The organism is Paenibacillus sp. GM2FR, assembly GCF_002803325.1.
GTDB classification, from domain to species: domain Bacteria; phylum Bacillota; class Bacilli; order Paenibacillales; family Paenibacillaceae; genus Paenibacillus_AQ; species Paenibacillus_AQ lautus.
Genome location: NZ_MKZM01000009.1, coordinates 623,114 through 646,525 on the forward strand (window position 1 = coordinate 623,114; position 23,412 = coordinate 646,525).

The 23,412-nt window shown below is 51.4% G+C and carries 25 protein-coding genes; 11 read left to right on the forward strand and 14 right to left on the reverse strand.

From position 1 onward, the window contains the following. Positions 1–9: 9 nt before the first annotated feature. The 5 genes from PAEVO_RS23795 to PAEVO_RS23815 all read right to left on the reverse strand — a co-directional run bounded on the left by PAEVO_RS23795 (position 10) and on the right by PAEVO_RS23815 (position 4,375). On the reverse strand, positions 10–849 hold the full coding sequence (locus PAEVO_RS23795) for a Gfo/Idh/MocA family protein (RefSeq protein WP_100539992.1): 840 nt from the start codon (positions 847–849) through the stop codon (positions 10–12). Between the two features lie 34 nt (positions 850–883). Then, entirely contained in the window at positions 884–1,966 is a 1,083-nt protein-coding gene (locus tag PAEVO_RS23800; protein WP_071222181.1) for a Gfo/Idh/MocA family protein, read from the reverse strand. Positions 1,967–2,116: 150 nt separating this feature from the next. Further along, positions 2,117–3,064 carry a helix-turn-helix domain-containing protein gene (locus PAEVO_RS23805; protein WP_100539993.1) on the reverse strand — a complete coding sequence of 316 codons (948 nt, stop codon included), beginning with the start codon at positions 3,062–3,064 and terminating at the stop codon, positions 2,117–2,119. Between the two features lie 212 nt (positions 3,065–3,276). Further along, a complete protein-coding gene (locus PAEVO_RS23810) occupies positions 3,277–3,861 on the reverse strand; it encodes a TetR/AcrR family transcriptional regulator (RefSeq protein ID WP_100539994.1) in 585 nt (194 codons plus the stop codon). Between the two features lie 7 nt (positions 3,862–3,868). Further along, positions 3,869–4,375, reverse strand: coding sequence for an alpha/beta fold hydrolase (locus PAEVO_RS23815; protein ID WP_100539995.1), 507 nt, complete (start codon positions 4,373–4,375; stop codon positions 3,869–3,871). Positions 4,376–4,602: 227 nt separating this feature from the next. Between PAEVO_RS23815 and PAEVO_RS23820 the strand changes: the two genes are divergently transcribed. The 3 genes from PAEVO_RS23820 to PAEVO_RS23830 all read left to right on the forward strand — a co-directional run bounded on the left by PAEVO_RS23820 (position 4,603) and on the right by PAEVO_RS23830 (position 8,892). Beyond that, a complete protein-coding gene (locus PAEVO_RS23820) occupies positions 4,603–6,582 on the forward strand; it encodes a peptidase U32 family protein (protein ID WP_100539996.1) in 1,980 nt (659 codons plus the stop codon). 115 nt (positions 6,583–6,697) lie between these two features. Next, a complete protein-coding gene (locus PAEVO_RS23825; RefSeq protein WP_100539997.1) occupies positions 6,698–7,996 on the forward strand; it encodes an aspartate aminotransferase family protein in 1,299 nt (432 codons plus the stop codon). A 20-nt stretch (positions 7,997–8,016) separates the two neighbouring features. After that, positions 8,017–8,892 (forward strand): UbiA-like polyprenyltransferase, encoded by an 876-nt coding sequence (locus tag PAEVO_RS23830; protein ID WP_100539998.1) that lies wholly within the window; start codon positions 8,017–8,019, stop codon positions 8,890–8,892. Between the two features lie 65 nt (positions 8,893–8,957). Here PAEVO_RS23830 and PAEVO_RS23835 read toward each other — a convergent pair whose 3' ends face one another. After that, positions 8,958–10,706 (reverse strand): alpha-glycosidase, encoded by a 1,749-nt coding sequence (locus tag PAEVO_RS23835; protein ID WP_100539999.1) that lies wholly within the window; start codon positions 10,704–10,706, stop codon positions 8,958–8,960. Positions 10,707–11,051: 345 nt separating this feature from the next. Between PAEVO_RS23835 and PAEVO_RS23840 the strand changes: the two genes are divergently transcribed. Genes PAEVO_RS23840 through PAEVO_RS23845 form a run of 3 tightly spaced genes read left to right on the forward strand, consistent with a single transcriptional unit; the run spans position 11,052 to position 12,555 of the window. After that, positions 11,052–11,312 (forward strand): metal-sensitive transcriptional regulator, encoded by a 261-nt coding sequence (locus PAEVO_RS23840; RefSeq protein WP_012818820.1) that lies wholly within the window; start codon positions 11,052–11,054, stop codon positions 11,310–11,312. Positions 11,313–11,344: 32 nt separating this feature from the next. Beyond that, on the forward strand, positions 11,345–11,485 hold the full coding sequence (locus PAEVO_RS33955) for a hypothetical protein (protein WP_165789743.1): 141 nt from the start codon (positions 11,345–11,347) through the stop codon (positions 11,483–11,485). 56 nt (positions 11,486–11,541) lie between these two features. After that, entirely contained in the window at positions 11,542–12,555 is a 1,014-nt protein-coding gene (locus PAEVO_RS23845) for an NADP-dependent oxidoreductase (RefSeq protein WP_100540000.1), read from the forward strand. 168 nt (positions 12,556–12,723) lie between these two features. Here PAEVO_RS23845 and PAEVO_RS23850 read toward each other — a convergent pair whose 3' ends face one another. From PAEVO_RS23850 to PAEVO_RS23860, 3 genes are all read right to left on the reverse strand, one after another. Next, positions 12,724–13,215 carry a cytochrome c biogenesis protein CcdC gene (locus PAEVO_RS23850; protein WP_100540001.1) on the reverse strand — a complete coding sequence of 164 codons (492 nt, stop codon included), beginning with the start codon at positions 13,213–13,215 and terminating at the stop codon, positions 12,724–12,726. 110 nt (positions 13,216–13,325) lie between these two features. After that, positions 13,326–13,901 carry a TetR/AcrR family transcriptional regulator gene (locus PAEVO_RS23855; RefSeq protein WP_100540002.1) on the reverse strand — a complete coding sequence of 192 codons (576 nt, stop codon included), beginning with the start codon at positions 13,899–13,901 and terminating at the stop codon, positions 13,326–13,328. After that, positions 13,898–14,617 carry an MBL fold metallo-hydrolase gene (locus PAEVO_RS23860; protein WP_100540003.1) on the reverse strand — a complete coding sequence of 240 codons (720 nt, stop codon included), beginning with the start codon at positions 14,615–14,617 and terminating at the stop codon, positions 13,898–13,900. The genes PAEVO_RS23855 and PAEVO_RS23860 overlap by 4 nt, the downstream gene beginning before the upstream one ends. A gap of 229 nt (positions 14,618–14,846) precedes the next feature. Here PAEVO_RS23860 and PAEVO_RS23865 point away from each other — a divergent pair, with 229 nt between their 5' ends. From PAEVO_RS23865 to PAEVO_RS23875, 3 genes are all read left to right on the forward strand, one after another. Continuing rightward, entirely contained in the window at positions 14,847–15,038 is a 192-nt protein-coding gene (locus PAEVO_RS23865) for a hypothetical protein (protein ID WP_071222164.1), read from the forward strand. Between the two features lie 144 nt (positions 15,039–15,182). After that, positions 15,183–15,710, forward strand: a complete 528-nt coding sequence (locus PAEVO_RS23870; RefSeq protein ID WP_207797521.1) for a sigma-70 family RNA polymerase sigma factor — start codon at positions 15,183–15,185, stop codon at positions 15,708–15,710. Continuing rightward, positions 15,703–17,106, forward strand: coding sequence for a DUF4179 domain-containing protein (locus tag PAEVO_RS23875; RefSeq protein ID WP_100540004.1), 1,404 nt, complete (start codon positions 15,703–15,705; stop codon positions 17,104–17,106). Before PAEVO_RS23870 ends, PAEVO_RS23875 begins: the two co-directional genes overlap by 8 nt. Positions 17,107–17,108: 2 nt before the next feature. On the opposite strand, the gene PAEVO_RS23880 is transcribed toward PAEVO_RS23875, so the two are convergent. The 4 genes from PAEVO_RS23880 to PAEVO_RS23895 form a co-directional block, all read right to left on the reverse strand. Further along, positions 17,109–17,321 carry a DUF6199 family natural product biosynthesis protein gene (locus PAEVO_RS23880; RefSeq protein ID WP_100540005.1) on the reverse strand — a complete coding sequence of 71 codons (213 nt, stop codon included), beginning with the start codon at positions 17,319–17,321 and terminating at the stop codon, positions 17,109–17,111. A gap of 200 nt (positions 17,322–17,521) precedes the next feature. Continuing rightward, complete coding sequence (locus PAEVO_RS23885) at positions 17,522–17,932, reverse strand: hypothetical protein (protein ID WP_100540006.1); 411 nt, start codon at positions 17,930–17,932, stop codon at positions 17,522–17,524. A gap of 159 nt (positions 17,933–18,091) precedes the next feature. Further along, the gene (locus PAEVO_RS23890) at positions 18,092–18,463 is read right to left on the reverse strand and encodes a cytochrome-c oxidase (RefSeq protein WP_100540007.1); all 372 of its coding nucleotides are present in this window, start codon (positions 18,461–18,463) and stop codon (positions 18,092–18,094) included. A 161-nt stretch (positions 18,464–18,624) separates the two neighbouring features. Then, positions 18,625–19,785 (reverse strand): copper amine oxidase N-terminal domain-containing protein, encoded by a 1,161-nt coding sequence (locus PAEVO_RS23895; RefSeq protein WP_100540008.1) that lies wholly within the window; start codon positions 19,783–19,785, stop codon positions 18,625–18,627. A 237-nt stretch (positions 19,786–20,022) separates the two neighbouring features. Between PAEVO_RS23895 and PAEVO_RS23900 the strand changes: the two genes are divergently transcribed. Next, entirely contained in the window at positions 20,023–21,096 is a 1,074-nt protein-coding gene (locus PAEVO_RS23900; RefSeq protein WP_100540009.1) for a lactonase family protein, read from the forward strand. A gap of 182 nt (positions 21,097–21,278) precedes the next feature. Here PAEVO_RS23900 and sleB read toward each other — a convergent pair whose 3' ends face one another. Further along, on the reverse strand, positions 21,279–21,938 hold the full coding sequence (gene sleB / locus PAEVO_RS23905; RefSeq protein WP_100540010.1) for a spore cortex-lytic enzyme: 660 nt from the start codon (positions 21,936–21,938) through the stop codon (positions 21,279–21,281). 359 nt (positions 21,939–22,297) lie between these two features. On the opposite strand from sleB, the gene PAEVO_RS23910 reads away from it, so the two are divergent. Beyond that, the gene (locus PAEVO_RS23910) at positions 22,298–23,374 is read left to right on the forward strand and encodes a sulfate ABC transporter substrate-binding protein (protein ID WP_100540011.1); all 1,077 of its coding nucleotides are present in this window, start codon (positions 22,298–22,300) and stop codon (positions 23,372–23,374) included. Positions 23,375–23,412: the final 38 nt, after the last annotated feature.

Consider the following 23,412-nt stretch of genomic DNA (forward strand, 5'->3'; position numbering starts at 1 on the left):
TTGGTTTCGCTATTGAGGCAATTCTACCCAGACATAAGGGGTATTCGCCGCCTTTAATCCGTACTCAATAATCGTGATGACAGCAATGGTTTCCGCCGAGTTGACGGCAGGCTCGCCCGTTTCGAAGAAATTCACCAGATTCTCGATGAACAGGGCGAAGAAATTCGAATTCGCGGTGACCTGCTTGAAGCCCCCGTCGCCATTCTTAATCCCCAAGGTAAAAGGACAGTTATCCCCAAGATGATTCACGGTGGCTTGCCGTCCGTTCCCGAAATCGATCAGCAGGGCAGGGGAGTCAGGCGTTCCGATATACATCACCCGCTTCGGGCTGGTCCCCATCAGGCTGACGATCGGCTCGATCTGATGGATCGAATAATTGGCGAAGGCACCCGGTCCCCAGCTGCTGATCGTTTGAATATCGCTTCGGTCCAGCTCCGTGTATTCGCTGGCAAAACGAAGGGCGGACGTCGAATACATCGGCGTTCCGTGCTTTGCCGCCAGGTCGAACAGGCGGATGGCCGTTTCGCGGTCAGGCGCGAACGTTTTATCGATATAAGTCGGCTTGCCCGATTGCAGCGGCAGCTGGGACAGCTCCTCATGGAATTCCGGGTTATCCGGCGACAGCACGATCAGGTAATCGCTGCGCTCCACCACCTCTTCAATCGTGGGCAGCAGCTCAATGCCAAACTCCTGACTCCAGGCAGCGTTCGTGAGCCCGTTCTCTTTGTCTCTTTTGCCGTAGGCGTACACGACCTTCATGGCATGTTCCGATGCCTGCTCAATCCACCCGGGGTATTTATTCGCGTGGAATTGGTCCAGATGCAGGTCGATGAATCCGATTTTTTTCATGATAAAAGGGCCTCCCCGGCGTTCGAACTATAGGTTATAGGCTGTTCTGGGCAACGGGCTGCAGCGAAACCTCCGCGCCTTGGTCGGACGAGTCGTAAATCGCCTGGATGATCTGAGAGGAGAGGATGACCGTATCGATATGCGAAGGCTGCTTCTCCCCGGTTTGAATGCAGCGGATGAACCCGTCGATCTCATTCTGGAACATGCTGCCGAGATTGAATTTCGGCGTGGTTTCGATCAATGCGCCGTCCTCCGTAGTGTAGAAGGTGAAGTCCGCTCCGTATTTCAGCCGGATGCCGCCTTTGTCGCCGAGGAAGTCGATGAACATCTCTTCGGCGCCGATATTTTGCGCCCATGCGCCGTTCAGGGAAATGGTCGGGCCTTCCGTGCGGACGAGAGCCGTGACAAAATCGTCGACGTCATACGTGCCGTCATATTTCGGCGGACCTGCCCACATCTTGAGGAAGGTGTAATTCTCCATGTCTTTGCCCAGCTTGCAGTAGGCCTGGCCGGAGACGGTCTTCGGCTTCGGATCGCCCGTACAGTACATCACGACATCGAGGAAGTGAACGCCCCAATCGATCAGCGCGCCGCCGCCGGCAATGGCTTTGGTCGTGAAGGCGCCGCCGAGACCCGGGATCGAACGGTGGGAACGGAAGCTGGCATATACGTGATACAGCTCGCCAAGATCGCCGTTTTGGATCATTTTTCGGATTCTGTTTACGCTTTCATTGTAACGGTTGACCACCCCGATATTGAGCGTTTTGCCCGTTTCGTGCTGAACCTTCTGCATTTCCAGCGCTTCCGCGTAGGTACGGGCTGCCGGTTTTTCGCATAATACATGCTTTCCTGCCCGCAAGCAATCGATGGCGATGGAAGCATGAACGTCATTCGGCGTACAGATCGATACGGCGTCGACCTCAGGGTCGTTCAGGATCTGGTTGTAATCTTCGATGGCTTGGCCGCATTCGTATTTGGCAACGGCGGCATCGGCCCGATCCTTCACGATATCGCAGAAATATTTGATCTCAGCGTCTTCGTTGGCCATGTAGGCCGGAATATGGGCGCTGTTCGCAATCGTGCCGCAGCCAATCACGGCAATTGTAATTTTGTTCATCGGTTCTCCTCCAAAATCGTGGATTGATGATGCAGTGATGACATGAGCCTGTCAGTTGATTCTTCGTTATTGCTTGCCCCGAGTATAGCATGTGAGCGATCGCTTCGATTTCACTATCGTGTTTATTTATTGGATTATCGTACCGAGGCGCTAGTCCACGGTTTTAAAAGCGTTCTTTTTATAGTAAGCGGGGGTCGTTCCCGTGTATTTCTTGAAAATACGACAGAAGTAGGGAAGCTCGTTAAACCCGACCTTGAAGCACACATCGGTTACCGTGAGTTCAGGCTCCGTGAGCAGCCGCATGGCCATCCGTATGCGGTAGTTAGCCAAGTACTGGCTGAAGGTCCAGCCGGTCACTTCTTTGAACCGTCGGCAAAAATTCGTTCGGGACATCATCGTCATCGCGCAGAGATCCTCCAGCCACAGAGGCTGGTCGTAATGGTCGTGAATATATTGAACGGATTCCAAAATGGGCTCCCGGTACGGGGCGCTGCCCGCGGTTACCGATATATGCTTGCCTTGCTCGGCATGCTCGCGGTTCACAATCGCCAGCAGCTTCAGCAGATTGGCCTTCAGCAGAATATCGTAGAATGGCCCCCGGCTTCCGTATTCGGCCAGCATTTCGGCCAAGAGCTCCTTTACGGCGAGGTCGCTGCCTCCGGTCAAGGTGATTTTGAGCGGGACGCGGTCTTCGGTCGTAATAAAAGGCTTGATGAAGGAAAGGTCGAACAGCTGCGGCTCGGTCGGCATTCCCTCCAATCGTTCGTTGATGAAGGCCGGCATGAATTCGCACCCCAGCACCTCCATTTCTTTCCCGGGTATCATCTCCACGCGATGGACGCTATAAGGAGGGAGGACGAATATATTGCCCTGGATCATTCGGTATTTTTGACCATAGAGCGTATGGATGAATTCGCCTTTGCTGACATACCAGATTTGAAGATAGTCGTGCATATGATCGGATAAACTCCCGAACTGTTCGGTAATGCGGTACATTTTGCAGGGCAGGCCGTTCGCCATCTCCAGCTCCGACGTAAAGTAGGCGATTCCTCTTCGGGTGCACTCGGCGATATCCGGTTCCAGCCAGTGAATAGCCATCGTTCATTTCCTCCTCACGCTCGTGTCGATCCTGTTATTAACAGCATAACTGATTAAGGACATGAAGGAAGAGAAAAAGTTGAAAAAGTTAATCGAATTCTGCGTTCAAGGAGAGAAGCGATATCATAAGGAGATTTATTTGGAGGGAGTCAGTATGTGCAGCAAAGAGCCGAGGCGTCCTGAAACACAGGAGTAACCTCGGCTCTTTTTCGTTACGGGCAAAACTCCTTCAGCATCTGCTCCTTCACTTCTTCAATGGGGAAGTGCTGGGGATAAGTGGATATCATCAGCATGATGCCCTGCAGGGTAGAAGAAAAGTACAAGGAGCGTTTGTGCGGCTCGGGAACTCCGAGGTCTTCGAATATACGGCATTGAATCTCAAACTGTCGTGCAGCCTCTTCCACAAGACGCTTGCTGTAGGGAAACAGCTCTTGATCCGCTTCGGGCTGGGTTTGAAGATGCAAGTAAAAACGGAATACTTCCGGCTGCCGATAGACGTTGTCGATGGCTTGCTCCAGAATAAATTTCAACTGATCTGCGGGTGCTTGGAGTGAAGCGGCATTTTCTATGACTTCGGCCACGCCTGCGATTCGTTCCTCGACCATAGCGGCCAGCAGTCCTTCCTTGCCTGAAAAGTAGTTATAGAGCAGCCCTTTGGATATTCCGGCTTGCTTGGCTACATCGCTAATGGAAGTGGCGTGGTAGCCCTGATGGATAAACAAATCCATGGCGGCTTCTAAAATTTTGTCTTTCGCCATCTGGCGTATGCGTTCATTTTCGCTAGGTGTGCGCGGCATGAAATCTTCATTCCTTCACGAATGGGGTGATATCGCGGGATAACTCCTCCGGATGCGTTAATGTGACCATGTGATCCGCTCCCGCGATGGTGGTAAAGCGAACGTTCGGAACTCTCCGAAATTGTTCCCCTACCTGCTGGTTATCGGGCAGTTCATGATCTCCTATGATAAAGAGCGTGTTGACCGAGATATCCTGTAATCGCTCCCTTTTTGAACACGCATTTTCAGGATAATGGATTATGAACTCCGTGGCAATCCGGCCGCCCATAGAATGTCCAATAACCGCAGCTTGCGAAATATTCAGATGATCAAGAAGAGACAACAGATCTTCAACAAAGTTTGGCGGCTGAACGGGAGATGGGGAGCGTCCGGCTCCGCGGCCATCAAAGGCAATCACGTAAAAGTTCTCAGATAAGGAAGGAACAAGAAAGCTCCAATCCCGCATATCGGCTCCACCGCTGTGAACAAGGACAACAGGCTTACCACTACCGTGCACTTCATAGTGCAGATCCAATAGAATACCCTCCAATCGATCATCGATTTCCAATGATTGCAGCCCTTGATCCGCTTTACTTTATTATTAAATGAATGGTTGGTCAATATGAAACGGGAACGGTTGTTGAAATGCTATCGGCATTGGAATCTTACTGTAAAAATCGCTGTGAATTAATTCACTAATGTTATTTGTGAATTATGTTACAATCGAAAAAAATAAACTTGGCGGATGAGGAGGAACGGACGATGGCTCGTTATTTTAACGGTAAAGAAGTGGAACTGCTGGCTCCTGCCGGAACATTCGAGATATTCAAAACCGTCATTGACGCAAAGTGCGATGCCGTATATTTCGGGGGACCATCCTTGAACATGCGCATGATGCGCAAAGGCTATAACTTAAGTTATGAGGAAGTCAGAGAAGCCGTCCAATTGGCCCATGAGCGCGGTAAACGTGCCTACATTACAGTGAACAACCTGATGAATGAAGAGGACCTGGAGGAAGCGAAGCGTTATTTCGCCTTTTTGAACGAGATTGGCCCGGATGCCATTATCGCGCAGGATCTGGCCGTGTTTCCTCTGATTCAAGAGATGAACTATACGAATATACCGGTTCACTCCTCGGTCATGATGAACGTGCACAATCTGGAGATGATTGAAGCCGTCAAAGCATTGGGCGTTTCCCGTGTCGTGGCTTCGCGGGAGATGGACTTGAAGACAGCGGAGGTGCTCCAGGCTAGGAGCGGAATGGAGTTCGAGTACTTCGTGCACGGCGATATGTGCACCGTTCATGGCGCTAACTGCCTGTACAGCTCCATGCTGTTCGGCAACAGCTCCAACCGGGGGCGATGCATGAAACCTTGCCGCTGGGATTATCGGGTGAAAAAAGACGGCTACCTCTATCCTACCGAGTACCCGCTTGCGGCGAAAGATATGTATATGTACGAGCATATTCCGGAGCTGATCAAGTCCGGCATTACCAGCTTCAAAATTGAAGGACGCATGAGAGACATCGAATTTTTGCTGATGGTCGTTAATTCTTACGGGGATGCCATCGATCGTTACATTGCGGATCCACTGGGCTATAACCGCGAGGACGGGGCGGATACGCTGCATAAAAACCGGAAGCGCGATTTCACGACAGCTTATGCCTTTGGCAAGCCGGGACTGGAGTTCATCAATCGCCGTTATGAAGGAACAGGCAAGTTTTACAGTACGGGGAAGGTGTTCAGCACGCCTACCGCGGAACGCGAGATGAAGGAGGAACGGGTGCTCCAGGTGAAGGAATCGCTTCTTCTTGCGAAGCGGGAGCAGCCGGGCACGTCGATTCCGCAAATTACGGTGCATGTCAACACGGTGGAGCAGGCCCGTGCGGCAATAGAAGAAGGGGCGGATGTCATCTACCTGACCGGCGACGTGTTCCAGCCGGATCGTCCGTTTGGACGTGAAGATATCGAAGCCTTGACGGCGGATAAACGAAACGCGGAGATCATCCTTGGCATGCCCCGCATGATGAATGAGCTTCAGATGGAGCAGTATCATCAGTTCCTCAGCGCAGGCAAGGAGTATAACCATTATGGCCTGGACGGCCTGCTTGCGACCAACATCGGTGCCATGCACAAGTTCCAATCCCTAGGGTTGCCGCTGATTGCCGATTTCAGCCTGAACATATACAACCATACGGCGGCCTCGTTTTATAAGGACCATTTTGGCATATCCCGAATCAATCCGTCCCTTGAGCTTCAGCTCCATGATTTGACGAAGTTGCTGCGTCATCCGGAGATTCCCGTCGAGATCATCGTTCACGGCTCGCCCATTGTGATGTATCTGGAGCATGATTTATATGCCAATGCGGCAGAGTTCGAGCCCATAGCGGAAGAGGACAACCGGTTCGTGGATAACCGTCATCTCGTGCTGCTTACGGATAAAGGGGAGAACCCCGTATACCGGGATGCCGCAGGGCGTAACCACTTGGCGCTGGCGAAGGAGCTATGCTGCATGCCGTTCTTGAAGGAGCTGCACGAAGCGGGCGTGAATCATTTCCGTATTGAAGGAAAAACGTATACGACGGAGCAGCTTCGCGGCCTGGTGCGGACATATCGTCAAGCTGCGCTGAACCTGGATGCATGCGGCAGGCTGTATCAAGGGATGGCACCCATTTACGCCGGGTTCACGCTCGGTTCGCTCCAATTTGGCCATTCCCTGGAACTGGAGCTGACTGAAGTATAAGATCCGCTTTGAGACGGAGTATCAAGATGAACCCGATGTGTGCCATTTTCCTTGGTCTATTTTCACGGAACAGAACATGGGAGAAACGAAAACAATTCAAAAGAGGTGAATATCCATGACGCATGCAGAACTGACGTATATCGGTCCGGAAGCCATCGTGGCAAAGCGTCGGGAGTACGGTTACCCTTGCACAGCCAATTTCTATAAAGAACCGCCCCAGATCGTCAGCGGCAAGATGTATAAGCTTTACGGCCATGATGGCAAAGGGTATGTCGACTTCTTCACGGGGGTGTCGGTTGTCGCCTGCGGTCACTGCAATGAAGCTATTACGGCAAGAACAATCGAACAGTTGCAGACGCTCCAGCATACGTCAACCATTTACCTTACCCAGCCGATGGCAGATCTGGCGGAGCGGTTGGCAAACGGCGTTTTGCCTGGCAGCCTAAAGCGAACGTTCTTTGTGAACAGCGGCTCCGAAGCGAATGAAGGCGCGCTGCTTGTCGCCCGTCTGCACACAAAACGCCGCAATTTTCTGGCGCTGGAATACGGCCTTCATGGCCGCACCTTCCTGACGATGAACGTGACCGGCATCCCGATGTGGCGTACTGATGATTTCCTGGACCAGGAGGTGACTACGTTTATTCCGCGTCCCTATGATCCTGCCATGGATCAAGATGCTGCCGCTCGCCGCTCCCTGGATGCCTTGGCGAGTGTGCTCGCGGCGAAGGGAGACACCTTCGCCGCAATGATCGTGGAGCCGATCCAAGGCAATGGGGGGATGATCGTGCCGCCGGATTGGTATTTCCGTGAGCTGAAGGCGATGCTGGAGCGGTACGGCATCCTTCTGATTGCCGATGAAATCCAGACAGGCTGCGGCCGCACGGGACGCATGTTCGCGATCGAGCATTACGGCATTGTACCGGACATTCTGACCATGGCGAAGGCACTAGGCAATGGCGTGCCCATCGGTGCTTTCTCCACGACGGATGATATTGCCGCCAGTCTAAACCGACCATCCGCCTCCACTTTCGGCGGCAACCCGGTGTCATCCGCCACGGCGCTTGCCGTATTGGATTACATCGAGCAGGAAGGCTTGGTCGAACGTTCTCTGCGTGTCGGCGGGCAGCTTATCGAAGGATTGAGGGAGCTGCAGGGCCGATACGGGCTTATCGCCGATGTCCGAGGCAAGGGTTTTATGGCCGGGGCCGAAATCCGTGGAGCGACCGATGAGGAAAGTGCTGCATGGACGGATATCATTCTGGAGCGCATGAAGGAAGAAGGATTCATGATCGGCAAAAATGGCATCGGCCGAAACGTGCTGGCTTTCCAGCCGGCCATGATGATCCCGGAAGAAGAGATTGAAGCGATGCTCCGCGCCTTGGATAAGGTGCTGGCAGGGTTATCCCAAACGTAAACGAATGAGGTTGGATCCATATGCAGATGATGTATAAAGTCGTTCATAAGACCAAAATGTTCGGAGAACTGGTGATGTTCTCCCACACGCTGTTCTCGCTGCCCTTTGCGATCATTTCCATGATCTGGGCCGCCGGCGGCGTACCGTCATGGCATGTCATGCTGTGGTCGTTGATTGCGCTGGTTGCCGCGCGCAATGGGGCCAATGCCTTCAACCGCATCGCCGATTTGAAGTTCGATGCTGCGAACCCGCGAACCGCAAATCGCCATATGCCGAGAAAGCTCCTGCTGCCTCGCGAAGTATACGTATTTGTGGTCGTTAACTTTGCCATCTTCATTCTCGCGGCAGGGATGCTGAATCCACTCTGCTTGGGACTTTCGCCGGCAGCGATCGTGCTGATCTGCACGTACTCGTACACGAAGCGCTTCACCTGGCTGTGCCATCTGTACCTGGGCTTCACGATTGCTTCGGCTCCGATCGGGGCATGGTTTGCCGTCACGGGGCAATTTGCCTTCATTCCCTTTATCATCGGTACCGTCGTGATGCTCTGGATTGCTGGCTTTGATATCATTTACGCCACGCAGGATATCGAATTCGATCGCAGCACCGGCTTATGGAGCATTCCCCGCGTGTTTGGGTTAGAGGGCGGACTGCTCATTTCCAGAATGCTGCACGGGATTATGGTCATGCTGCTGCTTTCCCTTTACTTTATCCAAGGTTTGGGCTGGCTCTACTTGACGGGAATTGCCATCTCGGTGTTACTGCTGGCTGTGGAGCATCGCATCATCAAGCCTTCCAGCCGCAGACGGATGCATCTCGCCTCCTACAACCTGAATCAGGTGATTAGTTTGACGATTCTGCTGTTTACTTTGGCGGATCAGTTTTTGCTCGGATAAAAAAACTCCCTTCGACTGCCGGCCCGCATACACGGGCCATATGGCATTCAAAGGGAGTTTGATGTTTATTGCCCGGCTTTCAAGATCGCAAAGCCGTATGCAGGCAGCTTCACGGTCAGCTGGCCGTGCTTCGCGCTAAGGCTTTCGCCGTTCCACAAGTTCGTCCACTGGCTGTCCAGCACAGGGAGGGTCATCGTGTTGCCCGCCTTGTCATTGTTGACGGCAATGAGGATCGTTTCATTGTCGTCCTCGCGCAGGTAAGCGATTTTGCCGCCGTTCTTCTCGGCCTTCAAAAATTTGAAGGTTCCCGTGCGAAGAGCGGAATGCTCTTTGCGGAGCTTAATGAGCGTTTGGTAGAAATGGAACAGGTCCTTGTCATGCTTGGACTCATCCCATTCCATGCATTTGCGGCAGCCCGGATCGTGTCCGCCGTCCATGCCGATTTCGTCGCCGTAATAGATGCAAGGCGTGCCGAAGTACGTGAACTGGAACATCGACGCGAGTTTCATCAGGCGTTTGTCTCCGTTCGCCTGCGTTAACAATCTTGCGGTGTCATGGCTGTCCAGCAGATTAAACATGACTTCGCTGGCTTGTCTTGGGTAACCGGCAAGCTGCTTGCCGAGCATGAAAGAGAATTTCTCGGCATCGGCGGTACGGTTGATGAAGAAATCCAGTACGGCATTTGTGAACGGGTAGTTCATGACGGCGTCAAACTGGTCGCCTTCCAGCCAGATGGAGGATTCATGCCACACTTCGCCAAGGATATAAGCATCCGGGTTGGCTTTTTTCACGACTTGGCGGAATTCGCGCCAGAAGCTGTGCCCCACCTCGTTGGCTACATCCAGACGCCAGCCGTCAATGCCCGTTTCCTTGATCCAGTACTCGGCGGCCTTGAGCAGATAAGTCCGGACTTCCGGATTCTCCGTGTTCAGCTTTGGCATCAGCGGCTCGAATGCAAAGGTATCGTAAGTCGGAATGCCATCCACCACTTCCAGCGGCAGGGAGCGAACGTAGAACCAATCCTTATATTTGGAGTTCATGCCGTTCTTCTGCACGTCAACAAACGGCGCAAACGTTCTGCCGGAATGATTGAAGACCGCATCCAGCAGGACGCGGATTCCGCGCGCGTGGCACAGATCGACCAGTTTCTTCAGCGTGTCCTTGTCGCCGAACTGCGGATCGATTTCCATATAGTCTTCGGTATCGTATTTATGGTTCGTCGTTGCCGTGAACAGCGGCGTAAAATAGATCGCGTTAATGCCCAGCTCGCTTAGATGATCGAGATGGTCGATAACCCCCTGAAGGTCACCGCCGAAGAAGTTCTTCGGCGTCGGTTCGGCACTGCCCCAAGGCAAGGCGCCTTCCGGGTCATTGCTTGTGTCCCCATTCGCGAAGCGTTCCGGGAAGATTTGATAGAAGATCGCGTCTTTGACCCATGCCGGCGGGTGGAACACGTCATCCGGATTGATGAACGGGTATTCGAACAGGCGGTCCGGATTGGCCGGCGGCTCCGTCAGGAAATCATATTCGGTCATCCAGCGTTTCTCGTCGCCCTGTTGGAGCAGGAAGCCGTATTTCAAGCGGCGGTAGGGAGGGGTTGCCTCGCACTCCCAATAATCGAACATTTCATCCGAGGACAGCTTGGTCATCGGAATATATTCCATCGTTTGATCCCACAGGTACTTGTCCCCTGCAAGAGCGTACACTTCGGTAAGGTCGTCTTTTTTAGTGCGGATTCTGAGGTGGATGGTCGTGCCGTTATAAGCATAGGACCAGTTTTTGCGCGGACGGTGATAGATGGCTTCCAAGAACATCGATAATTCCTCCTTAAGTAGGTAAATTAAAAAAAGGCACAGCCAGGACTATGAATAGCCGAGGTTGTACCTTTGTAAGATAACATTGCCTTTAAATTATGAGGTTTGGATCTGGGTGACTATGATTTCATTCGTTATTTAAAAATATACCATGGGCTCTTAGCGTATACAAGTCCTATATCGAAGTCGCTGATCCTGTGCGGCAACGAGGCAGCAGGGTGCGGATTTTCAAGCGGGATTCTGCCGGGCGGGGCAGGTCGTAAGGAAAGCGCGGGTGTTTGTTGTATAATATAGGGACAAGGACAAGCCTGACAGTGCAGATACGTAGTATAGGAGGACAGTCACATGCAATACGACGATCAGATGAAAAACCGAATCAAGCGGATTGAAGGACAGCTTCGCGGCATCCTAAAAATGATGGAGGAGAACAAGGACTGCAGGGAGGTCATCACGCAATTATCCGCTTCGCGTACGGCAATCGACCGGACGATTGGCGTTGTCGTCAGCTCCAACCTGGTGGATTGTGTACGGAAGGCCGAAGCGAATGGTGAGGATACGGAGAAGCTTGTGCAGGATGCCGTTAATTTGCTCGTAAAGAGCAGATAAAGGTTAGGATAGCAGGCAGGGTAAAATCCTGAATGAACCAATCCCCTCAGGTATTCAACCCATGGCGGAAGCACTTGGACTTTGAGTGGAACTTCTCGGAATTGAAAATGGCATCCAAAAGTGAAGGATACGGGTCGTTAACGGGTCTGGCGTTCGGGCTAGGAAATTTGTAAACGGACAAAATGGGTAAAGATAAAGATGACGGTTTTACTAAAAGGAGGGTACTCAGATGTCTGTGAACGAACAAATTATACTAACCAAAAGGCCGCAAGGCATGCCGGATGAGTCGGATTTTACATTTGAGGAGCAGCCTTTGCCCGTTCCGCAAGCTGGAGAAGTCTTGGTACGGACCGTATACTTGTCGGTGGATCCGTATATGCGGGGCAGAATGAGCGATGCCAAGAGTTATGCGAAACCTTACGAGGTAGGAGAGGTTATCGCTGGAGGCGCAGTAGGGCAGGTGATGGAATCGACGGATCCGACCTATCGGGAAGGCGATTTTGTTGCAGGAACATGGGGCTGGCAGCGCTTTGCCGCCGTGCGGACCGGCACGCTGCGTAAGGTCAACCCGGATCTGGCGCCTGTATCGACCGCCCTGGGCGTACTGGGAATGACCGGTTTGACTGCCTATTTCGGACTGCTGGATATCGGTCAGCCGAAGGAAGGCGAGACGGTGGTGATATCGGGTGCCGCAGGTGCTGTTGGCATGATTGTCGGACAGATTGCCAAGATCAAAGGGACTCGCGTGATCGGTATTGCCGGTTCTGACGAGAAAACCAAGTACCTGACGGAAAAGCTGGGGTTTGATGCAGCGATCAATTACCAGACCGAAGATCTGGCCTCGGCTTTAGCGGAAGCTTGCCCGAATGGGGTGGACGTCTATTTCGATAATGTCGGCGGTGAGGTTTCCGATGCGGTGCTGCGTCTTATCAACAAAAATGCACGGATCCCGATTTGCGGCCAGATCGCACTCTATAACCTGGAAAAACCCGATACGGGTCCGAGAATTCAGAGCCTGCTGCTGACCAATACGGCACTGATGAAGGGCTTCCTGGTCGGCGACTACGCCAATCGGTACAATGAGGCATTGCATGAACTGGCCGAATGGCTGAGGGATGGTAACATTCAGTACGCCGAACATATCGTCGACGGTTTCGAGAAGACCATTGAGGCATTTCTGGGGCTCTTCTCCGGGGAGAATCTCGGGAAACAGCTGGTGAAGGTAAGCGAAGAGCAAAGTTAGTCTTTGGATATATATAATAAAAGAGTGTCGAATTCACGCGCTTCGTGAAACTCCTCCTAAGGGAGTTTCGCGACCGGGACGGGTACAACCGTCCGGTTTGCGTGAACATCGGCACTCTTTTTTTGCGCTTATTAAGTTTCATGACTAGTTAACGATGGAACATGTCCGCTATATAGCCGCTCCTGGTGTCGTAAATTGCTGATACTGGCGATACATCGAGATGCGCCAGTGGACAATCATGCCGTAAGCCAGCATGAAGAACAACGCCGCGGTCTGCGGGATGGAAATATGCTGCTCAATGTAACCGTGGAGCAGGAGCCGGACAGTCAGCAGGCCGAGCAGAATGTAAACAAAGCTTTTCGATTTCTGCATGAAGATCTGGCCATCGACCTTCTCGAATTTGGTGCTGCGAATCAGTGGATAGGAGAAGATGAACCAGCCTACCAGAAAGGCAATTCCCGCCCACCATATCGGGATGCGTACCTGCGGCTCAACGAACATCAGAAACCCGGTGCTCATCGCTAGCGGAGGGATGATGATCTTCTTGACGGTGACGGGGCGGTGACTCGCTTTCATTCGAATGAAAATAACGGTCAGTGCCATAACCAGCATCGCAATCGTAGAGCCTATTTGAAGAATTGGGGAATCGAAATTAACCACAATTCAGAACCTCTTTCCATAAATAAAGTGACATGAAATGTGCTGCCTTTTGATTATAGCACATTCTGATGCCAGGCAAAATCAGGCAGGTGCGGGAGGTAAGGCGCTTTTTAACGCCGTCTGTCTTGAAGCTGGAGCCCAGCGACGAAACTGCGGATCATGAAATCCAGACTTTCATCTACATTCAAATCCATGGCGAATTGGCCTGCACGTTCCAGGGATGAGAAGCCGTGGCATAGGCTGCGAAAGGTCCGTACGGCATGCAATGCATCCGCCTCGCTGAACTGGTACGGAGCTAAAATTTGAAGCAGAAGCTCGACAATCTGATTGCCTACTTGCTGCGCCTCCTCCTGTTCCGGACGGAGAGGCTGCAATGCGGCTTCGTACAATCCGGGGTGAGATCGGGCAAAGTCGACATAGGTAAGGCATACATAACGCAGGGCATCCTCGCCTGACCGGCCGGCGACAGCCTTCAGCAGCCGATCATGCAATGTCTGGAGGCCATACAGCATCAGGGCAGCATGCAGACCGGGCAGGCCGTCTACATGGTTATACAGGGAAGGCGACCGAACGCCAAGCTTACCTGCAAGTGCGGCCAAAGTCACGGTATGAAGTCCATCCTGATCCGCTAGTTCGGCAGCGGTTTGAAGCAGTTGAAGCCGGTCGATTCCGGGTCTCGGACTCATTTTGCATTCCTCCTGATCGTAGATTCCGCATGGGCAACGGCCTGCTGCATGGCACCCACCGGATTCTCTAGCATCCGTCCATGGCCGACAGCCAGAACGGAGGGCTTCCGTGCGGTTAGTGTTTTGGCGCTTTCCAAGGCGAGCTCCTTGCTCCAGGTCGCCATGGCAGGGAAGGGAAACCAGGGCTTGAGCACACCGGATACGGCTAATCCGCCCCGTGTTTGCCAAGCATCGCCGGCAATCAGAATACCGCTGCGCTCATCGAGAAATGCCATATGCCCCGGCGTGTGCCCGGGAGTGGCGATGGCCTTGAGCGAACCAATGGAATCCCCGTCACCCAGAAGCACATCCGGAACGGTGGTTATGTTCTTGGGAATATCTCCGCGAATCGGAGTTTGCAGTTCTCCAGGCTGGAGCTCGGCATTTCCCTTAAGCAGCAGCGCATCTCGCCGCGAGATGTAGACCGAAGCATTCGGAAGCTCTTTCTTTAACCCGTCGAGCGCTCCGACATGGTCGCCGTGGGCATGGGTCAGCACGATTCGGGTGATGGGTTTGCCTATAGCGGCTGCCGCTTGAAGGATTCCCTGCTGGGAAAATGACATGCCTGTATCAATCAGCGTAACCCCGTCGCTTTCTTCTACAAGATAGACATTTACCGGGAAAAGACGAGGAAGAAAAGAAATTTGAGTTACGTGCTCAATCGTCGTTTTTAACATAATAACATTCCCCTCTCACTTAAAACTAATGATGTTAGTATAATAACTAATAATATTAGTTTTATCAAGCCCGAATTTTAACATTTTCATGAAATGGATCTTCTAACCACTAAAATTTTTATATATTTACCAAATTTTGAGTGCAATTTTCATCATTTTACGTTACCATAAAGATAGATATACGGAAAAAAATGTAGATTATTGAGATGAAGGGTGAGGGGCGGACGACATGGATATTTTCAAACGCATCGTACTTCTGATGGTGATGTATGCCTTCTCCGCAGTACTGTTGTATGTAGCCAGTCAGCACACGCCATATCTGCTTCCTGTCATCTGGATTTCTGCTCTTATGCTACTGTTATGCGGCATCGGCTATCTGGGATACCATTACTTCTTTAAAGGACGCAGAAAACGAAGTTAATCGAGAAATACGTTACAAGTCTGCCTAACCGGGCGGGCTTTTTTTGTGCGAAAAATAAAAAAACCGTTTGAATCGCTTCGCAGTCTTATATACAGTGATGTAAATAAGCGAGACAGGTCGGATAAGGGGAAGGGTAATCGGATAATGGATAATAAAGAGCTTGCGGCGGCTGCCTGCAGCGGGGACGAGGAAGCGTTCTATGCACTCGTTACGGAGCACCGGAGGCGCCTATACGGAATTGCATATAGTTATTTGCATAACGAGAGTGACGCACTGGAGGTATTGCAGGAGACGGTATGCCGGGCGTGGATGAAGTGCCGGAAGCTGAAGCATCCGGAGGCCTTTGTTCCTTGGCTTATTCGGATCCTGATTAACTGCTGCGTGGATGAGCAGAAACGGAAAAAACGCATGGTTCCGGTTGAAGAAATTCGCAGCCAGGAGACGGCTGCCGAGATGGTCAGTGACAGCAAGCTGGATCTGGAGCGTGCGCTCAGCCGCATGAAACCCAAATACCGCCATGTGCTGATTTTGAAATACTATCAGGACATGACGATCATCGATATCGCCAATATTCTCGAGGTTCCGGAAGGGACGGTCAAAACCCGTCTGCATCAAGGATTAAAGCTGCTTCGGCAAAAAATCGAGCCAGGAGGTGCCATATTCCATGTTTGAGAAGGAAGAGCGAATGCTGAACGAGATGAATAAAGATACGGAGATCAGCGCAGCGGTTGTATCCGATGAAGCATTGGATGCGGCGGTTCGAAGCGGGATGCGAAGAGGTCGGCGCACGCAGCGGAGCCGGGCACGAATAGCCACCGTCTCTGCCGTGGTTGTAACCGTAGCGGCTGCGCTGCTGTTTGTAGTATGGGGCGGGAGCGGAGAGCTGGTGAATCCCAAAAAGCAAATGGCGGCTCAAGGGCCGTATCCGCCATTGACCGGATTTGATTTCGGAGAAGATATTACGCTGAATACAGCCAACAAATACGGCATGATTCAACCGGTGAATCAATCGGTAACCAAGGGGGATTATACGGTAACGGTGAACGGGATACTTGTAGGCTCCCAGCAGATGGAGGTGTTCTATACGGTCCAAAACCATGCGGAGAATCCCGCAGACTTAAAGAGAGTGGAGATGAAGCGCCGGGGATCCAGCGAACCGCTGCCTTACAGTATTGGGTCGTCGGGTGGAACCGATATTAAGCCCGGCGCCGGCAAGCTGTTCCATTCCCGATCGTACATTCATATGGGCGAGAATCATCCTATACCTGAAGAGCTGACGTTATCTTTTAAGATTGCCCCCTATTCAACGAATACGGCTTATGAATCCTCTACAGAGAACGAGCAGGTGCTCGATCTTAACGTATCCGTTGATATGGAGACAGTCCGGAAGTATATTAGCACGATTCCGCTCAACAAAATGCTGCAGATTGAGAGCCAGAGGTTCTATTTGAAAGAAGCCGTGTTGTCTCCTGCCGGAATCGTCTTGAAAGCTAACATCCCTTCCAGCAATACGATGAAGGTATCCGGTTTATGGGATGTGTATTTGGAAGCCGTGGTTAACGGAGAAAAGGTCAGATTGAACAGTGATTCCGCGTTTTTGCCCGGTGCAGGCGGTGGAGAGATGACCTACTTCTTCGACAGCAATATTTTGGAGAAGCCGGAATCCATCACGCTGAAAGCGAGCGGTTTCCAGGCCGTGGATCCCTCCAAGATGAAACTGGTGGTGGATACGGATAAGAAGGAGATCATCTATTCACCGGACGGCGACCTTCGGTTCGGAGAGTACACGGGGCATACGCTGACATTTGAATACGAAGAGCAGGCTGACCGGCATATGGGCAGCGTATCGATTGAGCCGGAATTCGTGGACGGGGAGGGGAAAAAGCATAAAATTAATGAGGATGCGGGCGGGCTCAGTTCCTCGTCCCGTTCTTCATCGGATACCGAGGAAAGCCTCATCACGCAGTATATCCACCTTAAACCCGGGGATTACCCGCAGCCGCTTACGTTTACGTTAAGCAGCTACCCTGGTGTCATGGAGCAGGCATTCGAGGTGCCGATTCAATAAAGTTAGAGATGCTGAAGGCTCATCAGGATAACCACAACGCCGATTGCGATGGTTATTTTGCCGGCGAATTTTAGATACCATATTCTCAAATCGCTGAGTTCAATATCATCCCTCGTTCTTCTGAACCACCAAGAATGCGGATTTCGGATGGCGTATAGACCAATCGCGATGAATGCGATACCTATGAATGCTGTAGATATGAAGTTGATGAACATGCGTTAATCGGCTCCTTTCTTTAGTGATAATACGTATGGTTAATCAATAAAGTTCTAACATATGTATAACGAAGGAGCATTCCTTCTTAAAGTTATGCTCCCGAATTAAGGGCGCAAAAAAGGAATCGCCCCCGACCATGATGGCCGGAGGCGGCTCCTTTTTTTCATTTATGATATCTTGAATCATGGGCTTGATTACGCTATCCCTTATGTTCGGTAGGGGAGCTGCCTTCGGGTCCCTTGGCATCCAGGAGCTCAATTAGAGCTTTGGGCACCCCGTTGAGCATCAGCCACTCACGAAGCGTTTCGATGGCGCGGATATGTCCATTCCCCTCATCCCGCCAGGTCAGCAGCTCGACGACCTTAATGACGAGGAGCATGAGCTCCATTTTGTCATGCTCGGTTTGGTCCGCACGGATTTTTTGGAATACGGCTTCTTTCTCCCAATCCAGCAGGATCTCTTCACCAATGGTTGGTCTCATGAGTGAATAGCTGTAATCGCACTGCGGGCAGAGTACGGTGGTGAACTGTTCTGATTTGAACGTAACCCCGATATCCGCTTGACACTGACGGCAGTGAAATTGGACTTCAATTGCTGAGTTCGTTTCCATATCTATGATGCCTCCTTCGAAGAGAAAGGTATCTACTAATACCCAATAGTCGGTAACTATGACCCATCATCCGATGAAAGAGGTGCAAGAAACCTGAAAAAAGAACCGCCTGTTAAGGGCGATTCTTTAAGGCTGGAGCATATGAGTCAATGTTAACGTCTACCGCGTGCTTTTAACATAGGTTAGCACATTATAGAGGAAAGCCAGAATGCCCAGCGTTACCAGAACGCCTCCAACGGCAATGACCGGCTCTACCGATTCCATGCCGCTTACCAGCAGTGCGAGACCAATCATCATGACAGGCAGTCCGATATTGTGCAGCCAGAAATGCACTTTGCCTGCGGTGGATTCCCCGGCTGCGGGGAACTGAACATAAATAACACCTGCTAGAGCCAGGGATGCCCAGCCCAGAAGGTTGACGTGTGCATGAACTGAGGTGTAATCGTAGCTGTGGGATATCGACATGTACATGCCGAGTAAGATCCCGAGCACGAAGTAAACAGCGGCGATCTTAATTAATTTGACACCCATAAAACCCCTCCTTATGGATTACTACTATGATATATGTCTGCTATGGTGAAGTAGACCAAGAGGGAAGAAGATTTCATAATGAACCATGCAAAAAAAGAAACCGTGAATCCCTGGCCAGGGATTCACGGTTCATCGTTATAGACACTCATTGTGCCAATGACCTATTCAAGCTCCAGCACATCATAGATCAGCCATTTGCCTTCGGCTTTCTTGAGCCAATACAGGGAGGTCGAATGGATGATTTCACCGTCTGCATCATCGCTTTCTTCAGCATAGACGACGGCGTCTTCCCCTTGGAAAAAGACTGTCCGGAGCTCCTCTGACTTGAGGTTGAAATTCACCTCATCGAAGATGCCTTCCGCAATGCTGGTTTGGAACAATTTGTGGAAGTCCGATTCCGGATGAATAACCGACATGAGCAGCGGGCCATTCTCCTCGTTGAAGCCCTTGGACTGGGTGTCAAGGGTTGCCACTATGGCTTTTTGTTCCGCTTCCGGTACTTCCGGTCGAGCTTCGAGCAGTTCATCTCCGACCAGATATTCCGTCTCGTAATGGCCCAGATCATAGATTTTCCATGCTCCCGAAGCATCCTTCTTCAGGAGATTCTCGTAATGTAGTGTAACATCCCAAGCAAAAGGTCCACCGGTGCGGTCGAGGGTCACGCTGGTGTAGGCATGGATCGACGTTCCGGCTACCGTTACTTCCCATATGTCAGCGGATACCTGCTGATCGTTCTTGAATTGGTTCTGATAATGTTCTTGGATTTCCGCAAAAAAAGGAGATTTCGGATGGAAGGCACTCATGACAGCATCCAGTTTCTTGGCACTTCCAGCTTCTTCAATCGTATGGTAAAGCTTCTTCACCTCGTCGGTGGCTTTATCGACTGCACCCTCGCGGTCGATCTTGATGGTACGTGCCTTGGAATCCCACTTCACGGGCAGTCCGGTGGCTTCAGCTACGAAACGAAGGGGAACCAGTGTGTTGCCGCCCTCGGTGAATGGGGCAATCTGAAGCGCGGTTTTTGCGCCATTGACATAAGCGGTCTTCTGTCCGATAGTCATCTGCAGCTTCTGATCGAGGTATGTACCCGTCACCTGTTTACTTCCGCTGTTCCAATTGACTTTATAATCCAATGCCTGGAACAGAGGGCGGAATTGCACGAAGGTAACCCCATTTTTCATAATAGGCGCTGCCTGAAATTTGATTTCCTGGTTATCGAGGTAGACTCGGATATTCCCTTGATTCTTTGCCGGGGCGGCTTGCGCCGCACTTGCAAACAGGAGCAGGAAAGCAAACGTGATTAGGCTGATTTTTTTCTTCAATTGGCTGTCAACTCCTTCAACGAATGATAGAATAGAGAGGTAATTGTGGTAATCGTACATGATAAAACCAATGCTAGCAATAGATTTCTTAGTGAGTAATAATTGGCAGGGCAACACGGGTGACGGCTTGCCGGATCGAATTGAAAAAAAGCGGTAAGCACGAAGCCCTGATGGGTAATACATAATAAGAATCAGGCCGGGTCACCGGAGCATTCATTAGACAAAGGAGTGGATCACATGACAGCAGATCAGGAACTGATATTTTACATAGGAACCTATGGTTCGGAGGAAGAAAATCGAATTCATTGGGGGACGATGGATCGGGGTACGGGCGAGCTGCGTCTTTTAGGCGGTACGGCTGGTATAGAAAACCCTACCTATTTGGATTTCGATGATTCGATCTCCGTATTGTATGCAGCCAGCGAGAAGGGCGAAAGCGATGTGTCGGCGTATTCAGCCAATCTGGTAACCGGTGAATTAACGCTGTTGAATGTTCAGTCTACCGGCTCGTCCGGTGCATGTCATGTATCCCGTACATCGGACGGGAAGTATCTGCTTACGACAGGGTACAGCGATGGACATATATCGGTGCTGGCATTAGAACAAGATGGCCGGGTTGGAGAACTGACCTCCAAGATTAAGCACAGCGGACGCGGTCTTCGCGATGACCGTCAATCGGAAGCGCATCCGCATTCGATATTTGAAGACCCTGTCAACAAGTATATCGTGGTCAGTGACCTGGGCATGGATGATGTCAACCTGTATCGGCTGGAGGAAGGCAAGCTGGTGACCCACCGCGAGATCAGTCTGCCGCCAGGCTCGGGCCCGAGGCATGTGGCCTTTCATCCATCAGGCAAGTGGGTGTATGGCACCAACGAGCTGAACAGCACGGTAACGGCTTACGCAAACGATGGAACATTTGGGGATTTGAAAATATTGCAGCATATATCGACGCTGCCGGAGGACGTCGTGATGGATAACAACACATCCTCCCATCTGCTGGTATCTCCTTGCGGCCGTTATCTGTACGCTTCCAACCGGGGACATGACAGCATCGTTCAATATGTGATCGATCAGGAGACCGGTACGCTCCGCGCAGTCAACTGGGTGTCTTCCGGCGGTAAAACGCCGCGCCATTTCAATATCATGCCGGACGGCTTCCTGCTGACGGCGAATCAGGACAATGGTTTGATCGCAAGTTATCGGATCGATCCGGACACGGGCAACCTGGTCTCTACGGGTTATACACTAGAAGTCACGCGCCCGGTATGCATCTGTCCCGTAGAGAAGGCAAAGGCTAATCAACGTTAAACGTATATAAAGCAGAAGCAGCTCGAAGACCCTGAAATGGGACTCGAGCTGCTTCTTTTTGTTAAGCGTCCCCCGCCCGTAGCAATGGACAAGGAACACGGTGTTCAACCTCCGCTATAGCGAGGAAGCGGGTTAGCAAGGTCATAGGAATTCATTGGTTTAAAGATTCATTCGATGAATAATTAATGCGCAAAGATATGATTGCCAATCTGCAGCACTTGCGGTCTGGACCAGATCCATTGGCTGGTCGCTGTTTTGGGATTGAAATAATAAAGAGATTCATAAGTCGGATCCCAGCCGCGAACGGCATCCAATGCGGCAACATAGGCCGCCCGGTTCGGGGTCAGCCAGTATTGTCCATCATCTACGGCAGTAAAGGCCCCTTTTTGAAAAACGACGCCCCGAATATCATTCGGAAATTCGCTGGATTGAATGCGGTTCATGACAACAGCACCGACGGCAACTTGTCCTTTGTAAGGCTCACCGCGGGCTTCGCTGTAAATGACTCTGGCCATGACGTCCATTTCGGATTGATTTAACGTATATTTTTTCAGCTGTCTCCAGGTTTGCGCGCCGGTAACTCCATCGGCTGGCACACCGTATTCTTTTTGGAAACGGATAACGGCTGTTTTTGTGTTTGCGCCATATTTGCCATCCAGCTGCTGCGTGTAGAAGTCCAGCGTTTTCAGGCGGTATTGAAGCTCCCAGACATCCCCGTTTTCACTGCCCGGCTTTAACAGCGGAGCTGCCTCCGTTGTATGGGCGAATGCAGGCATGAACAGAAGAATACTCAGGAAAAGTGCAGAAATTATTTTCCATGCGGGCTTTCTTATGGTGATCATCTCCTTTGGAGTTGAATTATAAGGATGGAAGCGGGTTCATACAACCCACAGTAAATGGTAAACCGCGCTGTGACTGCGTTCGCCGTACCAAAAATGGTTCTATGGACCGAGTGGTCCCAAACTTGTAATTATTTGAAAAAAAGGTTTGACAGGAGGAGATGGGCTTATTACAATAGCAACATAACATACTAAACAGGTAGGAATTATAATATTTTGTTCTCACCGTATCGACGGAGGAACGCTCAAGGATCAAGAGCAGGCACGGCAGCAAACCGGCTTGACTCTGTTCTGATGAGCTTTCCTCCGTCTTTTTTTGCCATACGGCCTGTTTAGTAGAGAATCTAGGGGGAGTGATCCATATGAAAAAGGTGTTGAAGCAAGGGGTTCTCATCGGATTAACCGTGATGCTGACGGCGGCGCTTACGGCTTGCGGGACAGAGAAAACAGAGACAGTCGCAACCGCCAATGGAGAAGCGCCTGCTTCGGGCTCAAGCAAGCCGAGCGTGGAACTTCTCAATGTTTCTTACGATCCGACCCGGGAGTTATATGACCAGTACAACAAAGCATTCGCGGCACATTGGGAAAAGGAAGAAGGCCAGAAGGTAACGTTTAAGCAATCGCACGGGGGTTCAGGCAAGCAAAGCCGTTCGGTTATCGACGGTTTGGAGGCAGATGTGGTGACACTGGCCCTCGGATACGATATCGATGCGATCCGCCAGGCGGGATTGATCCATGAAGGTTGGGAGAGCAAGTTTGAGCATAACAGTGCGCCTTACACCTCAACGATCGTTTTCCTCGTTCGTAAAGGCAACCCGAAAGGCATCAAGGATTGGCCGGACCTGATCAAGGAGGGCGTGGAGGTTATCACGCCGAATCCTCAGACCTCCGGCGGTGCACGGTGGAACTACTTGGCGGCATGGGGCTACGCGCTTAAAGTTAACAATAATGATGAAGCGAAGGCACAGGAGTTCGTGAAAGAGCTGTTCACTCACGTACCGGTGCTGGACAGCGGTGCACGCGGCGCAACAACCACTTTTGTTGAACGTGGAATCGGGGACGTGCTGCTGGCTTGGGAGAATGAAGCTTATCTCTCGATTAACGAGCTGGGTCCTGACAAATTTGAAATCGTAAACCCGTCCGTCAGCATTTTGGCGGAACCGCCGGTTGCCGTCGTGGATAAGAACGTCGACAAGCGGGGGACCCGCGAGGTAGCGGAAGCCTATCTGTTATATCTATACAGTGAAGAGGGGCAGACGATTGCGGCGGAGAATTACTACCGTCCGACGCTTGCCAGCGTGGCTGACAAGTACAAGGAGAAGTTCCCGGCTATCGAATTGTTTACGCTCAAGGATGTGTTTGGAACATGGGAAGAGACGCAAACGAAGCATTTCAACGACGGCGGCATTTTTAATCAGATTTACGTGCCAGGCAGCTGATCGGCAGAACCGCCGAAGGCAGGAAAGGATGAGAGGAT